The sequence below is a fragment of the Cupriavidus necator N-1 genome, assembly GCF_000219215.1.
GTDB classification, from domain to species: domain Bacteria; phylum Pseudomonadota; class Gammaproteobacteria; order Burkholderiales; family Burkholderiaceae; genus Cupriavidus; species Cupriavidus necator.
Genome location: NC_015723.1, coordinates 1,678,396 through 1,696,155 on the forward strand (window position 1 = coordinate 1,678,396; position 17,760 = coordinate 1,696,155).

At 69.1% G+C, this 17,760-nt stretch carries 12 protein-coding genes; 8 read left to right on the top strand and 4 right to left on the bottom strand.

Translation table 11 applies throughout. The annotated features are described in order from the left end of the window. Positions 1-8 precede the first annotated feature (8 nt). The 3 genes from CNE_RS25670 to treY all read left to right on the top strand — a co-directional run bounded on the left by CNE_RS25670 (position 9) and on the right by treY (position 7,463). Positions 9-2,543 (top strand): glycogen/starch/alpha-glucan phosphorylase, encoded by a 2,535-nt coding sequence (locus CNE_RS25670; protein ID WP_013953210.1) that lies wholly within the window; start codon positions 9-11, stop codon positions 2,541-2,543. Positions 2,544-2,769: 226 nt separating this feature from the next. Then, positions 2,770-4,776: a malto-oligosyltrehalose trehalohydrolase gene (gene treZ, locus CNE_RS25675; protein WP_013953211.1), complete on the top strand. Its 2,007-nt coding sequence runs from the start codon at positions 2,770-2,772 to the stop codon at positions 4,774-4,776. Next, positions 4,776-7,463 (top strand): malto-oligosyltrehalose synthase, encoded by a 2,688-nt coding sequence (gene treY / locus CNE_RS25680; protein WP_013953212.1) that lies wholly within the window; start codon positions 4,776-4,778, stop codon positions 7,461-7,463. The genes treZ and treY overlap by 1 nt, the downstream gene beginning before the upstream one ends. A 31-nt stretch (positions 7,464-7,494) precedes the next feature. Here treY and CNE_RS25685 read toward each other — a convergent pair whose 3' ends face one another. Continuing rightward, positions 7,495-8,133 carry a hypothetical protein gene (locus CNE_RS25685; protein WP_013953213.1) on the bottom strand — a complete coding sequence of 213 codons (639 nt, stop codon included), beginning with the start codon at positions 8,131-8,133 and terminating at the stop codon, positions 7,495-7,497. A 441-nt stretch (positions 8,134-8,574) separates the two neighbouring features. Here CNE_RS25685 and CNE_RS25690 point away from each other — a divergent pair, with 441 nt between their 5' ends. The 3 genes from CNE_RS25690 to CNE_RS25700 are packed head-to-tail and all read left to right on the top strand — an operon-like array spanning position 8,575 to position 9,619. Beyond that, the gene (locus tag CNE_RS25690; protein ID WP_013953214.1) at positions 8,575-8,940 is read left to right on the top strand and encodes a BON domain-containing protein; all 366 of its coding nucleotides are present in this window, start codon (positions 8,575-8,577) and stop codon (positions 8,938-8,940) included. 34 nt (positions 8,941-8,974) lie between these two features. Then, entirely contained in the window at positions 8,975-9,205 is a 231-nt protein-coding gene (locus CNE_RS25695) for a hypothetical protein (RefSeq protein ID WP_013953215.1), read from the top strand. Positions 9,206-9,235: 30 nt separating this feature from the next. After that, a complete protein-coding gene (locus CNE_RS25700) occupies positions 9,236-9,619 on the top strand; it encodes a hypothetical protein (RefSeq protein ID WP_013953216.1) in 384 nt (127 codons plus the stop codon). A 101-nt stretch (positions 9,620-9,720) separates the two neighbouring features. Here CNE_RS25700 and CNE_RS25705 read toward each other — a convergent pair whose 3' ends face one another. From CNE_RS25705 to uvrA, 3 genes are all read right to left on the bottom strand, one after another. Beyond that, on the bottom strand, positions 9,721-10,560 hold the full coding sequence (locus tag CNE_RS25705) for an endonuclease/exonuclease/phosphatase family protein (RefSeq protein ID WP_013953217.1): 840 nt from the start codon (positions 10,558-10,560) through the stop codon (positions 9,721-9,723). A 24-nt stretch (positions 10,561-10,584) separates the two neighbouring features. Beyond that, positions 10,585-10,935, bottom strand: coding sequence for a hypothetical protein (locus CNE_RS25710; RefSeq protein ID WP_013953218.1), 351 nt, complete (start codon positions 10,933-10,935; stop codon positions 10,585-10,587). A gap of 97 nt (positions 10,936-11,032) precedes the next feature. After that, positions 11,033-16,894, bottom strand: a complete 5,862-nt coding sequence (gene uvrA, locus CNE_RS25715) for an excinuclease ABC subunit UvrA (RefSeq protein ID WP_013953219.1) — start codon at positions 16,892-16,894, stop codon at positions 11,033-11,035. A 225-nt stretch (positions 16,895-17,119) separates the two neighbouring features. On the opposite strand from uvrA, the gene CNE_RS25720 reads away from it, so the two are divergent. Together CNE_RS25720 and CNE_RS25725 are read left to right on the top strand one after the other, a co-directional pair. Then, on the top strand, positions 17,120-17,398 hold the full coding sequence (locus CNE_RS25720) for a type II toxin-antitoxin system RelE/ParE family toxin (protein ID WP_041228659.1): 279 nt from the start codon (positions 17,120-17,122) through the stop codon (positions 17,396-17,398). Between the two features lie 11 nt (positions 17,399-17,409). Then, entirely contained in the window at positions 17,410-17,745 is a 336-nt protein-coding gene (locus CNE_RS25725) for a HigA family addiction module antitoxin (protein WP_013953221.1), read from the top strand. The last annotated feature ends 15 nt before the right edge of the window (positions 17,746-17,760 follow it).

A 17,760-nucleotide genomic window follows, 5' to 3' on the forward strand; every position in this document is an offset into this window, starting at 1 on the left:
GCCTCGCCATGAAGGAATCTATCCGGCCCGAGCATGCCGATGACACCCGTACCGCCCTCTCCGGCGCCAGCCTGCGCCGGGCCTTCCTCGACCACGTCTTCCATACCCAGGGCAAGCTGCCCGGCCACGCCAGCCAGAACGACCTCTACCAGGCCGCGGCGCATACCGTGCGCGACCGCCTGGTGCAGCGCTGGATCAGCACCGCCGAGGCCTACCTGGGCCAGCCCTCGCGCACCGTCGCCTACCTGTCGGCGGAGTTCCTGATGGGCCCGCACCTGGGCAACAACCTGATCAACCTGGGCATCTTCGACGAGGTGCGCGAGGCCATGGCCGCTGCCGGGCTGGATCTCGACCGCATCCTGGAGCAAGAGGTCGAGCCGGGGCTGGGAAATGGCGGCCTGGGCCGGCTGGCGGCCTGCTTCATGGATTCGCTGGCGACGCTGGAAATCCCCGCGCTCGGCTATGGCATCCGCTACGAATACGGCATCTTCCAGCAGACCATCATCGACGGCATGCAGGTGGAATCGACCGATACCTGGCTGCGCAACGGCAACCCCTGGGAGATCCAGCGCTCAGAGTGGGCCGTGCAGGTGCGCCTGGGCGGCCACACCGAACACTACACCGACGACCGCGGCCACTACCGCGTACGCTGGGTGCCGGCCAAGACCGTGGTGGGTGTGCCGTTCGACTCGCCGATCCTGGGCTACCGCGTCAATACCGTGAACACCCTGCGGCTGTGGCGCGCAGACGCCACCGAGGCCTTCGACTTCCATACCTTCAACCGCGGCGACTACCTGGGCGCGGTCAGCAAGAAGGTCACTTCCGAGAACCTGACCAAGGTCCTCTACCCCAACGACGAGACCAGCCAGGGCAAGGAGCTGCGGCTGGAGCAGCAGTACTTCTTCGTCGCCTGTTCGCTGCAAGACATGCTGCGGCTGCTCGCCGTTGACGGCATCCCGGTGACGCGCTTCCACGAGAAGTTCGCGGTGCAGCTGAACGACACCCACCCGGCCGTGGGCATTGCCGAGCTGATGCGGCTGCTGGTCGACGACCATGACCTGCCCTGGAACGAGGCCTGGCACATCACGCAGAATGCCTTTGCCTACACCAACCACACACTGCTGCCCGAGGCGCTGGAGCAGTGGCCGCTGCCGCTGTTTGCCCGTGTGCTGCCGCGCCATCTCGAAATCATCCTGGAGATCAACGCGCGCTTGCTGGACGAGGTGCGGATCCGCTTCTACGGCGACGAATCGCGCCTGGCGCGGCTGTCGCTGATCAATGAGTACGGCGAACGGCAGGTGCGCATGGCCAACCTGGCGTGCGTGGGCAGCCACGCCATCAACGGCGTAGCCGAGCTGCACTCGCGCCTGATGCGCGAGGACGTGCTCAAGGATTTCTACGAGATGTGGCCGGAGAAGTTCACCAGCATCACCAACGGCGTGACGCCGCGGCGCTGGCTGGCGCTGTCCAATCCGCGCCTGACGCGGCTGGTGTCGGAGGCGATCGGCGACGGCTGGATCTCCGACCTGGCGCAGATCCGCGCGCTCGAGCCGTATGCCGAGGACGCGGGCTTTCGCGAACAATGGCACGCCGCGCGGCACCAGAACAAGGTGGCGCTGGCCGAGCTGGTCCGCGACACCACCGGCGTGGTGGTGGACCCGTCCTCCATGTTCGACGTGATGGTCAAGCGCATCCACGAATACAAGCGCCAGCACCTGGCGGTGCTGCATGTGATCGCGCTGTACCACCGCATCAAGTCCGACCCCGGCACCGAGGTCCAGCCGCGCACCTTCCTGTTCGGCGGCAAGGCTGCGCCGGGCTACGCCTATGCCAAGCTGATGATCCGCTTCATCACCTCGGTGGCCGACGTGGTCAACCGCGACCCGCAGATGCGCGACCGGCTCAAGGTGGTGTTCCTGCCCAACTTCAACGTCACCTACGGGCAGCGCATCTACCCGGCGGCCGACCTGGCCGAGCAGATCTCGCTGGCGGGCAAGGAAGCGTCCGGCACCGGCAACATGAAGTTCGCGATGAATGGCGCGCTCAATATCGGCACCATGGACGGCGCCAATATCGAGCTGCGCGAAGCCGTGGGCAACGACAACTTCTTCCCGTTCGGCCTGACCGCGCCGGAAGTCTATGCGCTGCGTGCAAGCGGCTACGACCCTGCCGCCTACTACCACAGCAACCCGCAGCTGCGCGCGGTGATCGACCTGGTCCAGCAGGGCTTCTTCTCGCGCGGCGACCCGGCGCTGTTCCGTCCGCTGTTCAACCCGCAGCAGATGCACGATCCCTACCTGCTGATGGCCGACTTCGCCTCATACATCGAGTGCCAGGAGAAAGTCTCGCAGGCCTTTGCCGAGCCGGCGCGCTGGCAACGCATGTCGGTGCTGTCATGCGCGCGCTCCGGGCGCTTTTCATCGGATCGGGCGATCCGCGAGTATTGCGAGCGCATCTGGCACATCGAGCCGGTGCCGGTCCGGCTGCTGCACCGCGCCAGCGGCGCGCCCTGGCAGGGTGAATCTCCGGTGCGCGCCGCGTAAGCGATGTGACGGGCACTGCGGGCGTGGGCTAGCGCACGTCCGCACTGCGCCGGAAGTTTCTACAATGGCCCATGTAACAAAGCCCGCGCTGGCGGTAGCCCCCGCCAGCATGCGGCCTCGCAAAGCGTCGTTCTGCGGGCATGGAGTTCGCATCGTGCCAAAACCGGCCATCCGGCCGGCTCTCCCTTGGCACTTCCCACAGCTGTCCGGAAGCCAGGAGCCGAATTTGCACGCCAACCCGTTTCTTCTCGCCCCCGGCGCCCGCTCCGCCATGCCCAGCCTGGCCCCGCACGACTGCTTTGCGGCGCCCGCTGCCTTCAGGCAGCCGGGCCTGCCCTGCAACGACGAACCTGCGCACGAGTACCTGTTCGGGCCGGCCTGGCTGCCAGACGGCCGCGTGCGGTTCCGCCTGTGGGCCCCGGACGCAGCCGAGCAAGGCCAGGCGGTACGGCTGGAGATCGCCGGGCTCGGTCCGGTGCGCATGGCGGCCGGCGCCAATGGCTGGTTCGAGGCCATCGTTGCGTGCAGCAAAGGGGCACGCTACTGGTTCCGGCTTGACGACGGCACCACCGTGCCCGACCCGGCCTCGCGCGGGCAGGCCGACGATGTGCACGGGCCCAGCATCGTGCCCGCTCCCGACGCCGCTGGCGCCTTTGCGTGGGCGTGCCCCGACTGGCGCGGGCGCCCGTGGCATGAAGCCATCATCTATGAGATGCACGTGGGCCTGTGCGGCGGCTTTGCCGGCGCGGCTCGGCAGCTGCCGCGGCTAGCGGCGCTGGGCTTCACCGCGGTCGAGCTGATGCCGCTGGCGGAGTTCCCCGGCGCGCGCAACTGGGGCTATGACGGCGTGCTGCCATTCGCGCCGGAGTCCGCCTACGGCACGCCGGACGAACTGCGCGCGCTGGTGGACCGCGCCCACCAGCTCAGCATGATGGTGCTGCTGGACGTGGTCTACAACCACTTCGGGCCGGAGGGCAACTACCTGCACCGCTACGCCAGCGCGTTCTTCCGCGCGGACCGGCAGACCCCATGGGGGCCGGCCATCGATTTCCGCCGGCCGCAGGTGCGGCGCTTCTTCACCGAGAACGCGCGCTACTGGCTGGAGCAGTTCCGCTTCGACGGCCTGCGCCTGGACGCCGTGCACGCGATCGAGGACGAAGGCTGGCTGGCGGCGCTGCCCGGCGAGCTGCGCACCATGCTGGCCGAAGGCGACGGCGCCAACCGCCATCTCCACCTGGTGCTGGAGAACGACAACAATGATGCCGAATTGCTGGCCAAGGGCTACGACGCCCAGTGGAACGATGACGCGCACCATGCCCTGCACGTGCTGCTGACCGGCGAGGGCGACGGCTACTACCGCGACTACACCCGCTGCGCCGATGAGGGCGAGGATGCGGCTGCGGGGCGCGGCGAGCCCGCGCTGCGCCACCTTGCACGCGTGCTGGGCGAAGGCTTTGCCTACCAGGGCGAGCCGTCGGCGCACCGCGCTGCCGCCGCGCCGGGCGTGTCGTCAAGCGCGGACAGCGTGCGCCGCGGCCAGCCGAGCGCGCACCTGCCGCCCACGGCCTTCGTCTGCTTCCTGCAGAACCACGACCAGACCGGCAACCGCGCCCTGGGCGACCGGCTGGCCGGCCTGGCCGACCGCAATGCGCTGCGCGCAGCGGTGGCGCTGCAGCTGCTGTGCCCGCAGGTGCCGCTGGTGTTCATGGGCGAGGAAACCGGCTCGCAGCGGCCCTTCCTCTACTTCACCAGTCACCCGCCCGAACTGGCACAGGCCGTGCGCGACGGCCGGCGCCGCGAGTTTGCGGCTTCCGCGGCATTCCGCGACGATGCGCGCGCCGCGGCCATCCCCGACCCCAACGACCCGGCCACCTTCGAGGCGTCGCGCCCCGAGCTGGAGGACGACGGCGACTGGACACCGTACTACCACGAACTGCTCTCCGTCCGCCGCCGTGAACTGCTGGACCGGCTGGCCGGCTGCCAGTCGGCGGGCGTCGATATCCTGGGGCCGGCTGCGCTGTGCGCACGCTGGCGGCTGATGGACGGCATGGAACTGAGCCTGTGGCTGAACCTGGGCAGCGAAGCCGTGCCATGCACACGCCCGTGCCGCGACATGAGCGCGGCGCTGCATGAAAGCCTGCCCGGCGCCGCGGCCGAGCTGTCCGCCGGCATGCTGCCGCCGCTGGCCTGCGTCGCCACCATGTGCGAGCCCGCCGCGGCGCGCGCAAGATAATGCCCGCCGGCTTGCCGGAATCCCAGCCAGGCAGCCATGGCGATGGCGGCGACCATGACCTGCCCCGCGCCACCGCCCGGCTGCAGCTGCATCCGGGCTTCACCTTTGCCGATGCCGCCGCCGTCGTTGACTACTACGCCGCGCTCGGCGTCAGCCACCTGTACCTGTCGCCAGTGTGCAGCGCGCGCCCGGGCTCCACCCATGGCTACGACGTCACCGACTTCACCCGCGTGCGCGACGAGCTGGGCGGCGAGCCCGGCCTGAAAGCGCTGGCCGGGCGCGCCCGCGCCGCCGGCCTCGGCCTGGTGCTGGACATCGTGCCCAACCACATGGCGGCCGACGCCACCCACAACGGCTGGTGGCGCGACGTGCTGACCCACGGACGCGCCAGCCGCTGCGCCGCCAGCTTCGACATCGACTGGACCCCGCGCGACCCCGCCCTGCATGGCAAGGTGCTGCTGCCGATGCTGGGTCAGTCCTACTGGGACACGCTGGTGTCGGGCGAGCTGCAATGGGTGCCCGCCAGCGCAGAGGATGCCGCCCACCTGCGCTATTTCGAGCACTCGCTGCCGCTGGCGCCAAGCAGCGTGGATGCCGCGGCCGCAACCCAGCCCGGCTGGTACGACCCCGCGCAGGCCGAAGGCCGCACCCGGCTGCACGCACTGCTGGAGCGCCAGCACTACCGGCTGGCCTGGTGGCGCACCGCCGCCGCGGCACTGAACTGGCGGCGCTTTTTCGAGATCAGCGATCTCGTCGGCGTGCGCGAGGAAGACCCGCAGGTATTCGACGCCGTCCACGCGCTGGTCTTCCGCCTGCTGCGCGAAGGCTGGATCGACGGCGTGCGTGTCGATCATGTCGACGGCCTGGCCGATCCCGCTGGCTACTGCCGCCGGCTGCGTGCCGAACTGGACCGGCACGCCGCCGCGCGCCCGCCGTTGCTGCGGCTGGCGCACCCGTGGCTGGTGGTCGAGAAGATCCTGGGCCCGCGCGAACGCCTGGCGCCGGACTGGCAGGTCGATGGCACCACCGGCTACGACTTCATGGACGATGTGGCCGCCGTGCTGCACGACGGCAACGGCGAGGCGCCGCTGGGCGCGCTGTGGGCATCGGCCAGCGGCGATGCGCGCCCGTATGCCGCCCATGTCGAGGCGGCGCGGCACGAGGTGCTGGAGCGGCACCTCGTGACCGAGTACGAAGGCGCGGCCGCCTGCCTGCACGACTGCGCGAAGCAGGAGCCCGGCACACGCGACCTGACACGCGCGGCGCTGCGGCGCGCGCTGGCCGCGCTGATGGCGGCGGTGCCCGTCTACCGCAGCTACTTTGACGCGCAACCCGGCGCGCGCGACACCTCGGCCGCACAGGCCGACGACGCCATGCTGGACCAAGCCATGCAGGCGGCGCGCGCCGGCCTGGCCCCGGACGAGGCCGTGGCACTGGCCTTTATCGGCGGCTGCCTGCGCACGCCAGCCCCGCCCGACAGCGAAACCGGCGTGCTGCGCCGCCGCCTGCAGCAACTGATGCCCGCCCTGGCAGCCAAGGCCGGCGAAGACACGGCGTTCTACCGCTACGGGCGGCTGCTGTCGCGCAACGAGGTGGGCAGCGACCCCGCCACGCTGGCGTTGCCGCCGGCGCAGTTCCACGCGCGCATGGCGGCGCGGCGCCTGGCCTGTCCTCATGCCATGCTGGCCACTGCGACTCACGACCACAAGCGCGGCGAGGACACACGCATGCGCCTGGCCGTGCTGAGCGAGATGCCCGACGCCTGGGCCGATGCCGTGGCGGCATGGGAACGCGCGTGCGCACCGCTGCTGTCGACCCTGCCGCAGGCGCCCGACCCCGGCGACCGCCTGATGCTGTACCAGACTCTGGTCGGCGCGTGGCCGATGGAGGACATCGGCAAGCCTGCAGGCAGCAACACCGTCGACGCTTTCCTGGAGCGCGTGTCGGCGTGGCAGCTCAAGGCCATCCGCGAAGCCAAGCGCCACGGCAACTGGACCTGCCCGGACGCGGAATACGAAGCCGCGTGCGAGGCCTTCCTGCGTGCCATCGCGGCGAACTGGCCGTTGGGTGTGCTGGCGCATATCGGCCAGTTTGCGCAGCATATTGCCGTGGCCGGCGCCGTCAACAGCCTGGCACAGGTGCTGGTGCAGCTGACCGCACCGGGCATCCCCGACCGCTACCAGGGATGCGAAGGCTGGGACCTGAGCCTGGTGGATCCGGACAACCGGCGCCCGCCCGATTTTGCGCAACTGCGCGCGCGCCTGGGCTGCAGCGCTGGCTGGGCCCACTGGCTAACGCGCTGGCGCGACGGACGCATCAAGCAGCAGCTGATACGTCAGGTGCTGGCAGTACGCCGCGCCCAACCACGGCTCTTTGCCGACGGGCAATACAGCACGCTGGCGGCGCAGGGCGCGCTGGTGCCGCAGGTGCTGGCCTTTGCCCGCACCGCGGATGCGCACCAGGCCATCACGGTGGTGACGCGGCTGGCGGCCACGCAGGTCGACCCGACCATGCCGCGCATCCCGCCCGCGGGCTGGGGTGACACTATCCTGAACGTGGGTGCGCCGCAGCCCAGCCGCTGGACCGATGCGCTGACCGGCCATGTGCTGGACGCGCCCATGGGCCGGCTGCGCCTGCGCGAGGTACTGGGCGGCTTGCCGGTGGCGCTGCTGCTGCGCCAGCCATAAGCGGTCCCGGGCAACGCGAACGGTCGCGGTCTCAGGACTTCTGCGCCGCCGTGTGCAACACGATCGGCGTCAGCGGGCCGTGCGGATGGTGCGGCGTGCCATGCGGCGAGGCCTGGCCGTGCTGCGGCGGCTGCGCGCCGTCGTCCTTCGGCTCGCGCCTTGCCTGGCCGGGCGAAGCACCGCGTTCCTGCGGCAGGTAGGGCCGTATCACGACGGCCACGTAGTCGTCCTCCTTGGGCGTGACGACGATATACGCCAGGCCCGACATCACCAGGCCCACCTCACCCAGCTCGGTCGCGATGCGCGCCACGATAAAGCGCTGCAGCAGCAGCGGGTTGACGCTGTCGTCAATCGCAAGTGCGGCCGTGCAGATGGTCAGGAAGCAGCGCTCGACCTCGCGGCACACCACCACCACCTCATCGAGGACGTAGCCCGAGCGGCTGGCGCGCACCAGCACCGATACCCCCGAGCTGGGCGCGGCACGGTGCCAGCCCGGCTTGACCTTGAAACTGGGCAAGGCCAGGCCGGAGCCGGTGTCCTGGGCCACGGTATTGAAGCGCTGGGCGAAGTCCGTGGGCGTCATCGCAAGCAGCTGGCGCTCCACCGGCGCCGAAGACACCGAGACGGACGAGGCCAGGACGACAGTGGACAGGATGCTGGCTAGGTTCATGACTACCTCGCAACGGATGAGCCGCTCCCCCCGGCTGCGCTGTCGGGCCCGGCGACACGCGGCGCACAGGGTGCCGCCGCGGCATCGGGCCGGCGTTGCGGGCTGTGCTCGCCGGCACTTGCCGCTCGCCAGTTTTTGCCAGCATTTCCTCCACTATAGACACGACGGCACGCAATCACACGACAGCGCGCAAGCATCGCGCCGATCATGCAGCGACGGCCTGCCGGCACGCGCACGGATGCCAGGAGACGGCACATGCAGTTTCTGCCGCGGCTGTAAAAACTCGCCGCGTGTGCCGCGCCGGCAGCGCCGCGCCTGCGCCGCAAGCCGCACAGGACCCAGCCAGGCACCGCCGGCGCCGGGGCCGGGAACGGAGCTTGCAGGTCTAAGGCAGATGCGGAGCAGGAATCGCCCTGCCCCGCCAAGTACAGGAGGATCGTCATGACACCACGCTCCCGCATCGCCCGCCTGGCGCTGCCTCTGGCGGTGCTGGCGATGGCCGCCTCCCAGGCCGTCACGGCCGCCCCGGCCGATGCGCCGGCGGCGCCGTCGTCCACGGGACGCACCGCCGCGCCGCGCGACACCGAAGCCGCCAGCGACCGCGCCATCACTGCCGAAGTTCAGGCCCGCCTGGCAAACACGCACGTGCTGGACCGCGCCCGGATCCGTGTATCCACCACTGACGGCGTGGTCAAGCTGGAAGGTACCGTGCGCGACGATAAACAGCGTACGATGGCAATGGAACTGGCTCGTTCGGTGCGCGGCGTGAGCGCCGTGTCAGACGAGCTGCGCGCCGGTACCGACTGACCGGCAGCGCCATGCCAACCTCCATGGAGACGCCATGAGCACCCATCGCCAGCCCGACCATGACATCACGCGGCGCCGCAGCGAGCGCCCCGATCCGCACAAGGGCGGCCCCGACACCGAGCATGAACGCGGCAAGCCCGGGCGCGACCGCCGCCATGATGTCGAACGCGAGCACGACATTCCGGACGAGAACGGCGAGCCGCCTTCAGTCAGGCGCCGCGGCGGCCAGTCAGAAGAAAGCGAATCGCCGGTGGAGAACTACTGAATCCGCCGGGCCAACCGAACAGGAGGCACGATGAGCAAGACCGTACGTACCCACCGTACCGGCCCACGCCACGGTGACCGCGTGGGCGGCACAGCGCCCGTGCCGCGCGAAGGCGCGCAGGCCTCCGCCGGCCGCCGTTCGCGCGAGAACACCGCGTCCGGCGCCGCGCGCGCCGACGCGGGCCATATCCCGAGCACGCTCGACCCCGATCTCGAACAGGAAACCGACGATATCGAGGAAGAAATCGAGCAACGCGAGAATGAGGCCCACACGGCGCAGGATGAGGAAAGCCCCGAGGAAGAGATCGCCGATGAAGTGGTGCATGCCGCCGAAGACCTGCCGGCCGAAGTGCCGGTCGACAAGGCCGACCACACCGATGAGCGCGAGGAGCGCCCACCCCGCGCATCGCGTTAGATAGCGCCCGGCAAGGGCGTATCAGGGCGGCAAGACGAACGGCCGGCCCCGGTGCGCCCGGGACCGCCGTCTTTGTTTCAGGACGCTCATCGAAGCCGCCGTTATGTCGGCGCTGTGGGCACCTCAAAACGAGCCAGCAACGGCAGATGGTCGGAGGCCACGCGCGCCAGCGGCGAACGGTGGCTGGCCACCGACACCAGGTGCGCGCGCGGCGACACCCAGATGCGATCGAGCGCAAACACCGGCCAGCGCGACGGGAAGGTGGCGGTGTGCGGAGTGTGCTCGAAATACGCATGCAGCCAGCGCAACGGCCGGCCCCACAGGAACCACTCATTGACGTCACCGAGCAGGATGGTCGGCAACGGCGGCGCCGCGGCCACATAGTTGAGTAACTGCTGCACCTGGCGCCGGCGCTCGCCGGGGCGCAGGCCCAGGTGGGTGGCAATCACGCGCAGCGCGCTCTCCCGGCCTGACGCCGTGCACGCCAGCGTGACATCGATGGCACCGCGCGGCTCGCAGCCCTTCACCGTCAGGTCGATCTGGTTCACCGCCTGCGGCGCAAAGCGCGCCAGCAGCGCATTGCCATAATCGGCATTGCCGCGCACGCGCGTAAAACCCGAGACCACGTGCATGCCGGTATGGCCGGCCAGGTATTCCAGGGTATGGTCGTTGCTGCTGCCGGATTCCACCTCCTGCAGCGCGACGATATCGGCGTCCAGTTCTTCCAGCACCGCTGCGACGCGGTCCGGCCGATAGCGGCGGTCGGTGCCCACGGCGCGGTGGATGTTGTAGCTGGCCACCATCATGCTGGCAATGCCGGCCGCGTCCGCCGGCCGCGCGCAGTGCAGCGCTGCCCGCGCGCCGGCGACCGCAAGCGTGTCGCCGGGGTCACGCGCCTGGGCAGGATTTACAAGAGACGGTAAGTCCGGTTGCATTCGCATGGCCGGCAGCGCTGGCCGCCAGGCTCAGCTGCCATCCAGGAACGGGTTCGGCTTGCCGACGCGGCGGCCGAGGTCGGGGCTTTCCCAACGTGGGCCGCCCATGTACGGATCCGGGGCGCGCTGCATGGTCGTGTCAGGCACGCCAGGCTGCGCCGGCATGGTCGAAGGCTGGGCCTCTGGCGCGGGCGCCAGGTCGGTCCGGGTGGGCGCGTTGGCGCCCTGGGAATACGGGTCGAACTTGTCAGTGCTGCGCGCGCCTTGAGAATACGGGTCATAGGTGCCGCGCGGCGTGCCCGGCGCCTGCGCCATGGCGGGAATTGCGGCAGCGGCCAGGGCCACGGCTGCAAGGAGTCGGAAGGGGCGGATATGCTTCATGGTTACCTCCGTTGCACGCGATGTGCGCGCCAGTAGCCATGATCAAGCGAAAGGCGTGCCCGTACGCCCTTCGCTGTGCCAACCCTGCGCAAACCCCTTACGCGATGCCCACCTTGCCTGCTTCGGCATTGCCCCGCGCCAGCACCGGCACCAGCGCCGCGCCGGTATGGCTGGCCGCGGTGCGCGACAAGGCCTCCGGATCGGCCGCGCCGACAATGGTGCCGCCGCCCGCACCGCCTTCGGGCCCAAGATCGATGATCCAGTCGGCCTCGGCAATCACGTCGAGGTCATGCTCGATCACCACCACGCTGTGCCCGCCGTCCGTGAGCCGGTGCAGCACGCGGATCAGGCGCGCCACGTCGGCCATATGCAGGCCCACGGTGGGCTCGTCCAGCACGTACAGCGTATGCGGCGCCTTCTGGCCGCGGCGCGTGATGTCGTCGCGCACCTTGCTCAGTTCAGTCACCAGCTTAATGCGCTGCGCCTCGCCGCCGGACAGCGTAGGCGACGGCTGGCCCAGCGTCAGGTAGCCCAGGCCCACGTCCTTCATCAGTTGCAGCGGATGCGCGATGTTCGACATGGCCGAGAAGAACTCCACCGCCTCGTCGATCTCCATCGTCAGCACGTCGCCGATATTCTTGCCGCGCCAGGTGACCGCCAGGGTCTCGGGGTTGAAGCGCTGGCCGTGGCAGACATCGCACGCCACCTTCACGTCCGGCAGGAAGCTCATGCCGATGGTGCGCACGCCCTGCCCTTCGCACGCCGGGCAGCGCCCGTCGCCGGTGTTGAACGAGAAGCGCGACGCCGTGTAGCCGCGTGCGCGCGCTTCCAGCGTATCGGCAAAGAGCCGGCGAATGGTGTCCCACACCCCGATATAGGTGGCCGGGCATGAGCGCGGCGTCTTGCCGATCGGGGTCTGGTCCACTTCCAGCACGCGGTCGATCGATTCCCAGCCGGTGACGGCGTCGCAGCCATGCCAGTTGTGCTCGACGTTGAGCGGCTTCCTGGCGCTTGACTTCGCTGCCTTGGACTCGTCTTTCGCAACGTTGCGCGCGCGCCGGGTCGCCGGCGACGACAGCACCGAACGGCCCACCGCATCGAGCAGGTTGGTCATCAGCACATCGCGCGCCAGCGTGGACTTGCCCGATCCGGACACGCCGGTGATGGCCACCAGCCGCGACAGCGGAATGCGCGCCGTCACCTTGCGCAGGTTATGCAGCGATGCGCCATGCACGGTCAGCCATTCCGGCGGATCGGCGGGCTTGCCGGCGGCGCCGGGCTTCACCCTGCGCCTTGCCTGCAGCGGATGGATGATGGGGTGCGCCAGGAACTGTCCGGTGGTTGAGTCCGGCGACGCCGACAGGTCGGCCACGCCGCCCTGTGCCACCAGCGTGCCGCCGCGCTTGCCCGCACCGGGGCCGATATCGATGATGTGGTCGGCACGGCGGATGGTGTCTTCATCATGCTCGACCACCACCAGCGTATTGCCCTTGTCGCCCAGCTTGCGCAGCGCGTCCAGCAGGATCTGGTTGTCGCGCGGATGCAGGCCGATGGTGGGCTCGTCCAGCACGTAGCAGACGCCCTGCAGGTTGCTGCCCAGCTGCGCGGCCAGGCGGATGCGCTGGGCCTCGCCGCCAGACAGGCTTGGCGCGGCGCGGTCCAGGCTGAGATAGCCCAGCCCCACTTCCTCCAGGAACTGCAGGCGGCTGCCGATCTCGCTGATGACATCGCGGGCGATCTCGGCATCGCGCCCCGTGAGATGCAGGCCATCGACCCAGCGGCGGGTATCGGACACGGTCCACTGCGCCACGTCGACGATGGCGTTCTCGTCAAAGGTCACCGCGCGCGCGACCAGGTTCAGGCGCGTGCCGTGGCAGTCCGGGCACGGCGTGTCGACCACGCCTTCGGGTTCCTGCTCTTCCGACGGCAGGCTCTGCTCGCGGCCGCGGTTGTCGTCCGCCAGCACGGTATCGTCGAACGCCGCGCGCTGCTCGCGCGTCAGTGCCAGCCCGGTGCCCACGCAGGTGGTGCACCAGCCGTGCTTGCTGTTGTACGAGAACATGCGCGGGTCCAGCTCAGGGTAGCTGGTGCCGCACACCGGGCAGGCGCGCTTGGTCGAGAACACCTTGACCTCGCCCACGTGCGCGGTGCCGCCGTTGTGCATGGCGTCGTGCAGGCCGTCCAGCGGCGCCAGCAGGTGCATCACGCCCTTGCCGGCCTCAAGCGTTTGCGCCAGCAGCGCGCGCAGCTCGGCCTCGTTCTCGGCCGACACCACCAAGTCGCCTACCGGCAACTCGATAGTGTGCTCGCGAAAGCGGTCCAGCCGCGGCCACGGGTCGACCGGCAGGAATTCGCCATCGACACGCAGGTGCGTATTGCCGCGCGCCTTGGCCCACTTGGCCAGGTCGGTATAGACGCCCTTGCGGTTGACCACCAGCGGCGCCAGCAGCCCCACGTGCTGGCCGCGATGGTCGCGCAGCAGCTGAGCGGCGATGGACTCCGGGCTCTGCGATGTCACCGGCGCGCCGTCATGCACGCAATGCTGGATGCCCAGCTTGACGTACAGCAGGCGCAGGAAGTGCCAGACCTCGGAAGTGGTCGCCACCGTGCTCTTGCGGCCGCCGCGCGACAGGCGCTGCTCGATCGCCACCGTGGGCGGGATGCCATAGACCGCATCCACCTCGGGCCGGCCCGCCGGCTGCACGATGGAGCGGGCGTAGGCATTGAGCGATTCCAGATAGCGGCGCTGGCCCTCGTGGAACAGGATGTCGAAGGCCAGCGTCGACTTGCCCGATCCGGACACACCGGTGACCACGTTGAACTTGCCGTGCGGGATATCGACGTTGAGCGCCTTCAGGTTGTGCTCGTGCGCATTGACGATGCGCACCACGTCCTCGCCCTCCACCGCGCGGCGCGCGCGCCGTGCCTGCAGCGCGGCCTGCAGCGGCACGCCTTCTATCTCGGCGCGCTCGGCTGCCAGCGTGCCGGCTTCGCCGAGCGCCGCGTCATAGTGGATCAGCGCCTGGCCGGTATGCGATTCGGCGCAGCGCTTCACGTCTTCCGGGGTGCCGGTGCAGACCACGCGCCCGCCGGCGTCGCCGCCCTCGGGGCCAAGGTCGAACAGCCAGTCAGCGGCGCGGATCACGTCCAGGTTGTGCTCGATCACGATCAGCGAATGGCCGCTGTCCAGCAGCTTGCCGAAGGCGCGCATCAACTTGGCGATATCGTCGAAGTGCAAACCCGTGGTCGGCTCGTCGAACATGAACAGCCGGCGCGGGATGGCGCTGGGCCGGGTCCGCGACGGCGTTGCCTGCGCCGCTTCGGCAAGGAAGCCGGCCAGTTTCAGGCGCTGCGCCTCGCCCCCCGACAGCGTCGGCACCGGCTGGCCCAGCTTCATGTATTCCAGGCCGACATCAACAATGGGCTGCAGCACGCGCAGCACCGCGGGGTCGACGGCAAAGCAGGCGGCGGCTTCGCTGACCGTGAGCTCCAGCACGTCGGCAATGCTCAGCAAGCGCGGCGGCTGGCCGGGGGCGGCGCGCTCGATCTTCACTTCCAGCACTTCGGGGCGATAGCGGGTGCCGTCGCAGTCCGGGCAGCGCAGGTAGACATCGCTCAGGAACTGCATCTCGACATGCTCGAAGCCCGAGCCGCCGCAGGTCGGGCAACGCCCGTCGCCCGAGTTGAAGCTGAAGGTGCCCGCGGTGTAGCTGCGCTGCAGCGCCATCGGGGCCTTGGCGAAGATCTTGCGGATCTCGTCGAACGCGCCCACGTAGCTGGCCGGATTGGAACGCGCGGTCTTGCCGATCGGCGACTGGTCGACAAAGACCACATCGTCGACTAGGTCGGCGCCGGTCAACTGGCGGAAGGCGCCCGGCGACTCGGTGGCCTTGCCGAAGTGCCGCGCCATGGCCGGATGCAGCACGTCCTGCAGCAGCGTGGACTTGCCCGAACCCGACACGCCGGTCACGCACACCAGCCGCTGCAGCGGGATCTCGACCGTGACATCCTGCAGGTTGTGCTCGGTGGCGCCTTCCAGCACGATGCGCGGCAGGTTGGCATCCACCGGCCGGCGCTGCCAGTGCGAGGCATCGGCCACGCGGCGGCGCCCGCCCAGGTATTCGCCGGTCAGCGTGCCGGCATTGCGGATATCCGCCGGCGTGCCGTCGAAGATGATATTGCCGCCACGCTCGCCGGGGCCCGGGCCCATGTCGATCAGTCGGTCGGCAGCCAGCATCACCGATGGATCATGCTCAACCACCACCAGCGTGTTGCCCGCATCGCGCAGCCGGTGCATGGCCTCGACAATGCGGTTCAGGTCGCGCGGGTGCAGGCCGATGCTGGGCTCGTCCAGCACGAACAAGGTGTTGACCAGCGAGGTGCCCAGCGCCGTGGTCAGGTTGATGCGCTGCACCTCGCCGCCGGACAGCGTGCGGCTCTGGCGGTCCAGCGTCAGGTAGCCCAAACCCACGTCGCACAGGTATTTCAGGCGCGTACGCACCTCGGCCAGCAGCAGCTTGAGGGCATCGTCCAGCATCGCGCTGGGCAGCGTCAGTCCGTCGAAGAAACGGCGGATGCGCTCGATCGGCAGAAGCATCAGGTCATGCACGGTCAGGCCGGGCAGCGCCTCCAGCTGGGTGCGGTCCCAGTCCACCCCGCGCGGCAGGAAGCGGCGCGGCGGCGCCAGCACGGCGTCGGCATTGTCCTTCGAGCCCAGGCGCCACAGCAGCGACTCGGTCTTCAGGCGTGCGCCGCCGCAGGTTTCGCACGGCGTGTAGCTGCGGTACTTCGACAGCAGCACGCGGATGTGCATCTTGTAGGCCTTCGACTCCAGGTAGTTGAAGAACCGCATCACGCCGTACCAGTGCTTGTTCCACTGGCCGGTCCAGTCCGGCGAGCCATGGATGACCCAGTGGCGCTCGGCCTCGGTCATCTCGGCCCAGGGGGTGTCGCGCGGGATGCCGGCCTTGGCCGCGTAGCGCATCAGGTCATCCTGGCACTCCTTCCACGCCGGGGTCTGCATCGGCTTGATCGCACCGCCGCGCAGCGTCTTGCGCGCGTCGGGGATCACCAGGCCAAGATCGACGCCGATCACGCGGCCGAAGCCGCGGCAGGTCTCGCACGCGCCGTAGGCGGAGTTGAACGAGAACAGCGCCGGCTGCGGGTCCGCATAGCGCAGGTCGCTGTCCGGGCTGTGCAGACCGGTGGAGAAGCGCCATACGGGGCCTTCGTCGCCGTCAGCCAGCACATAGATGTTGACGCGGCCGCCGCCGCGCTTAAGCGAAGCTTCGATCGCCTCCACCACGCGCACCTTCTCGGCATTGCCGATGCGGAAGCGGTCCGCCACCACATCGAGCAGCTTGCGTGCGCCGGTGGGCGACTGCACCACGCGCTGCGCCTGCACGCGCGTATAGCCGCTGACGGACAGCCACTGCTGGACCTCTTCGTCGGTGGCGGACTCGGGCAGCTCGACCGGAAAGGTCACCACGAGTCGCGCATCGTGATGCGGCTGGCCCTCGGCCGTGCGCGCCAGCAGCTCGGCGTAGATGGTTTCGGGCGAGTCATGGCGCACCGGCAGCGCGGTCTGCTTGTCGAACAGCTCCGCCGCGCGCGCATAGAGCAGCTTCAGGTGGTCGTTCAGCTCCGTCATCGTGCCCACCGTCGAACGCGAGCTGCGCACCGGGTTGGTCTGGTCGATGGCGATGGCGGGCGGCACCCCGTCCACGCGCTCCACCTGGGGCCGGTCCATCCGGTCCAGGAACTGGCGGGCGTAGGCGCTGAAGGTCTCGACGTAGCGGCGCTGGCCTTCGGCATAGAGCGTGTCGAACACCAGGCTGGACTTGCCCGAGCCAGACGGCCCGGTCACCACGGTCATCTCGCCGGGTCGCAGGTCGAGATCGACATTCTTGAGGTTGTGCTGGCGGGCGCCGCGGATGCGGATTAGCTGCTTGCTCGACACGATTTCTCTTTTCGAATCAGGACGTTAAGGAGGGGTCAGGAGGCGGCCAGACCACTGTACATCCATACAGTCTATCAGGTTGGAAAAGAATTGGTATCGATCACGTCGCCCGGAATCAGACAAGTGACGGTGCGGCGCGAGAGGCGAGCGGCTTTCATGGACGTTCGCCCCATGCCAATGCCTGACTTTCGCTGTATTGCTATTTATCGATTACCGATATACGATATGATCCAGTCATTCAGATGTTCCGACACCGCTGAACTGTTCGCGGGCCGCTGCGTACCACGCTTCGGCAATATCCGCGCCGTGGCCGAACGCAAGCTGCGGCTGCTGCAGAGTGCGTCGACGCTGGAGTTCCCGCGCTCCCCGCCGGGCAATCGCCTGCAGTTACTGGCGGGCGACCGCAAAGGCCGCTACAGCATCCGCATCAACGAACAGTGGCGAATCTGCTTCATCTGGACCCACGACGGCCCGGCGGCCGTTGAGATCATCGACTATCACTGAGGAAGACTGACATGGTTCGCTTCAAGGACGGCATGCGTCCCATCCACCCGGGCGAAATCCTGCGCGAGGATTTCCTGGTACCGCTCAACATGAGCGCCAACGCCCTGGCCCTCGCGCTGCGCGTGACCGCGGCGCGCATCAACGACATCGTCCGCGAGCAACGTGGCATCACGCCGGACACCGCCCTGCGCCTGGCGCGCTATTTTGGCGGCGATGCGCAGTCGTGGTTGAACTTGCAGCTGGACTATGGCCTGAAGGTCGCGCAGCGCGACCACGGCGAGCGGATCATGGCGGAAGTGGCGCCGCGCAATGCGGCGGCGGCCGGTCAGCCGGCTGCGGAAAAGTAGAGAACGGTGTTACCG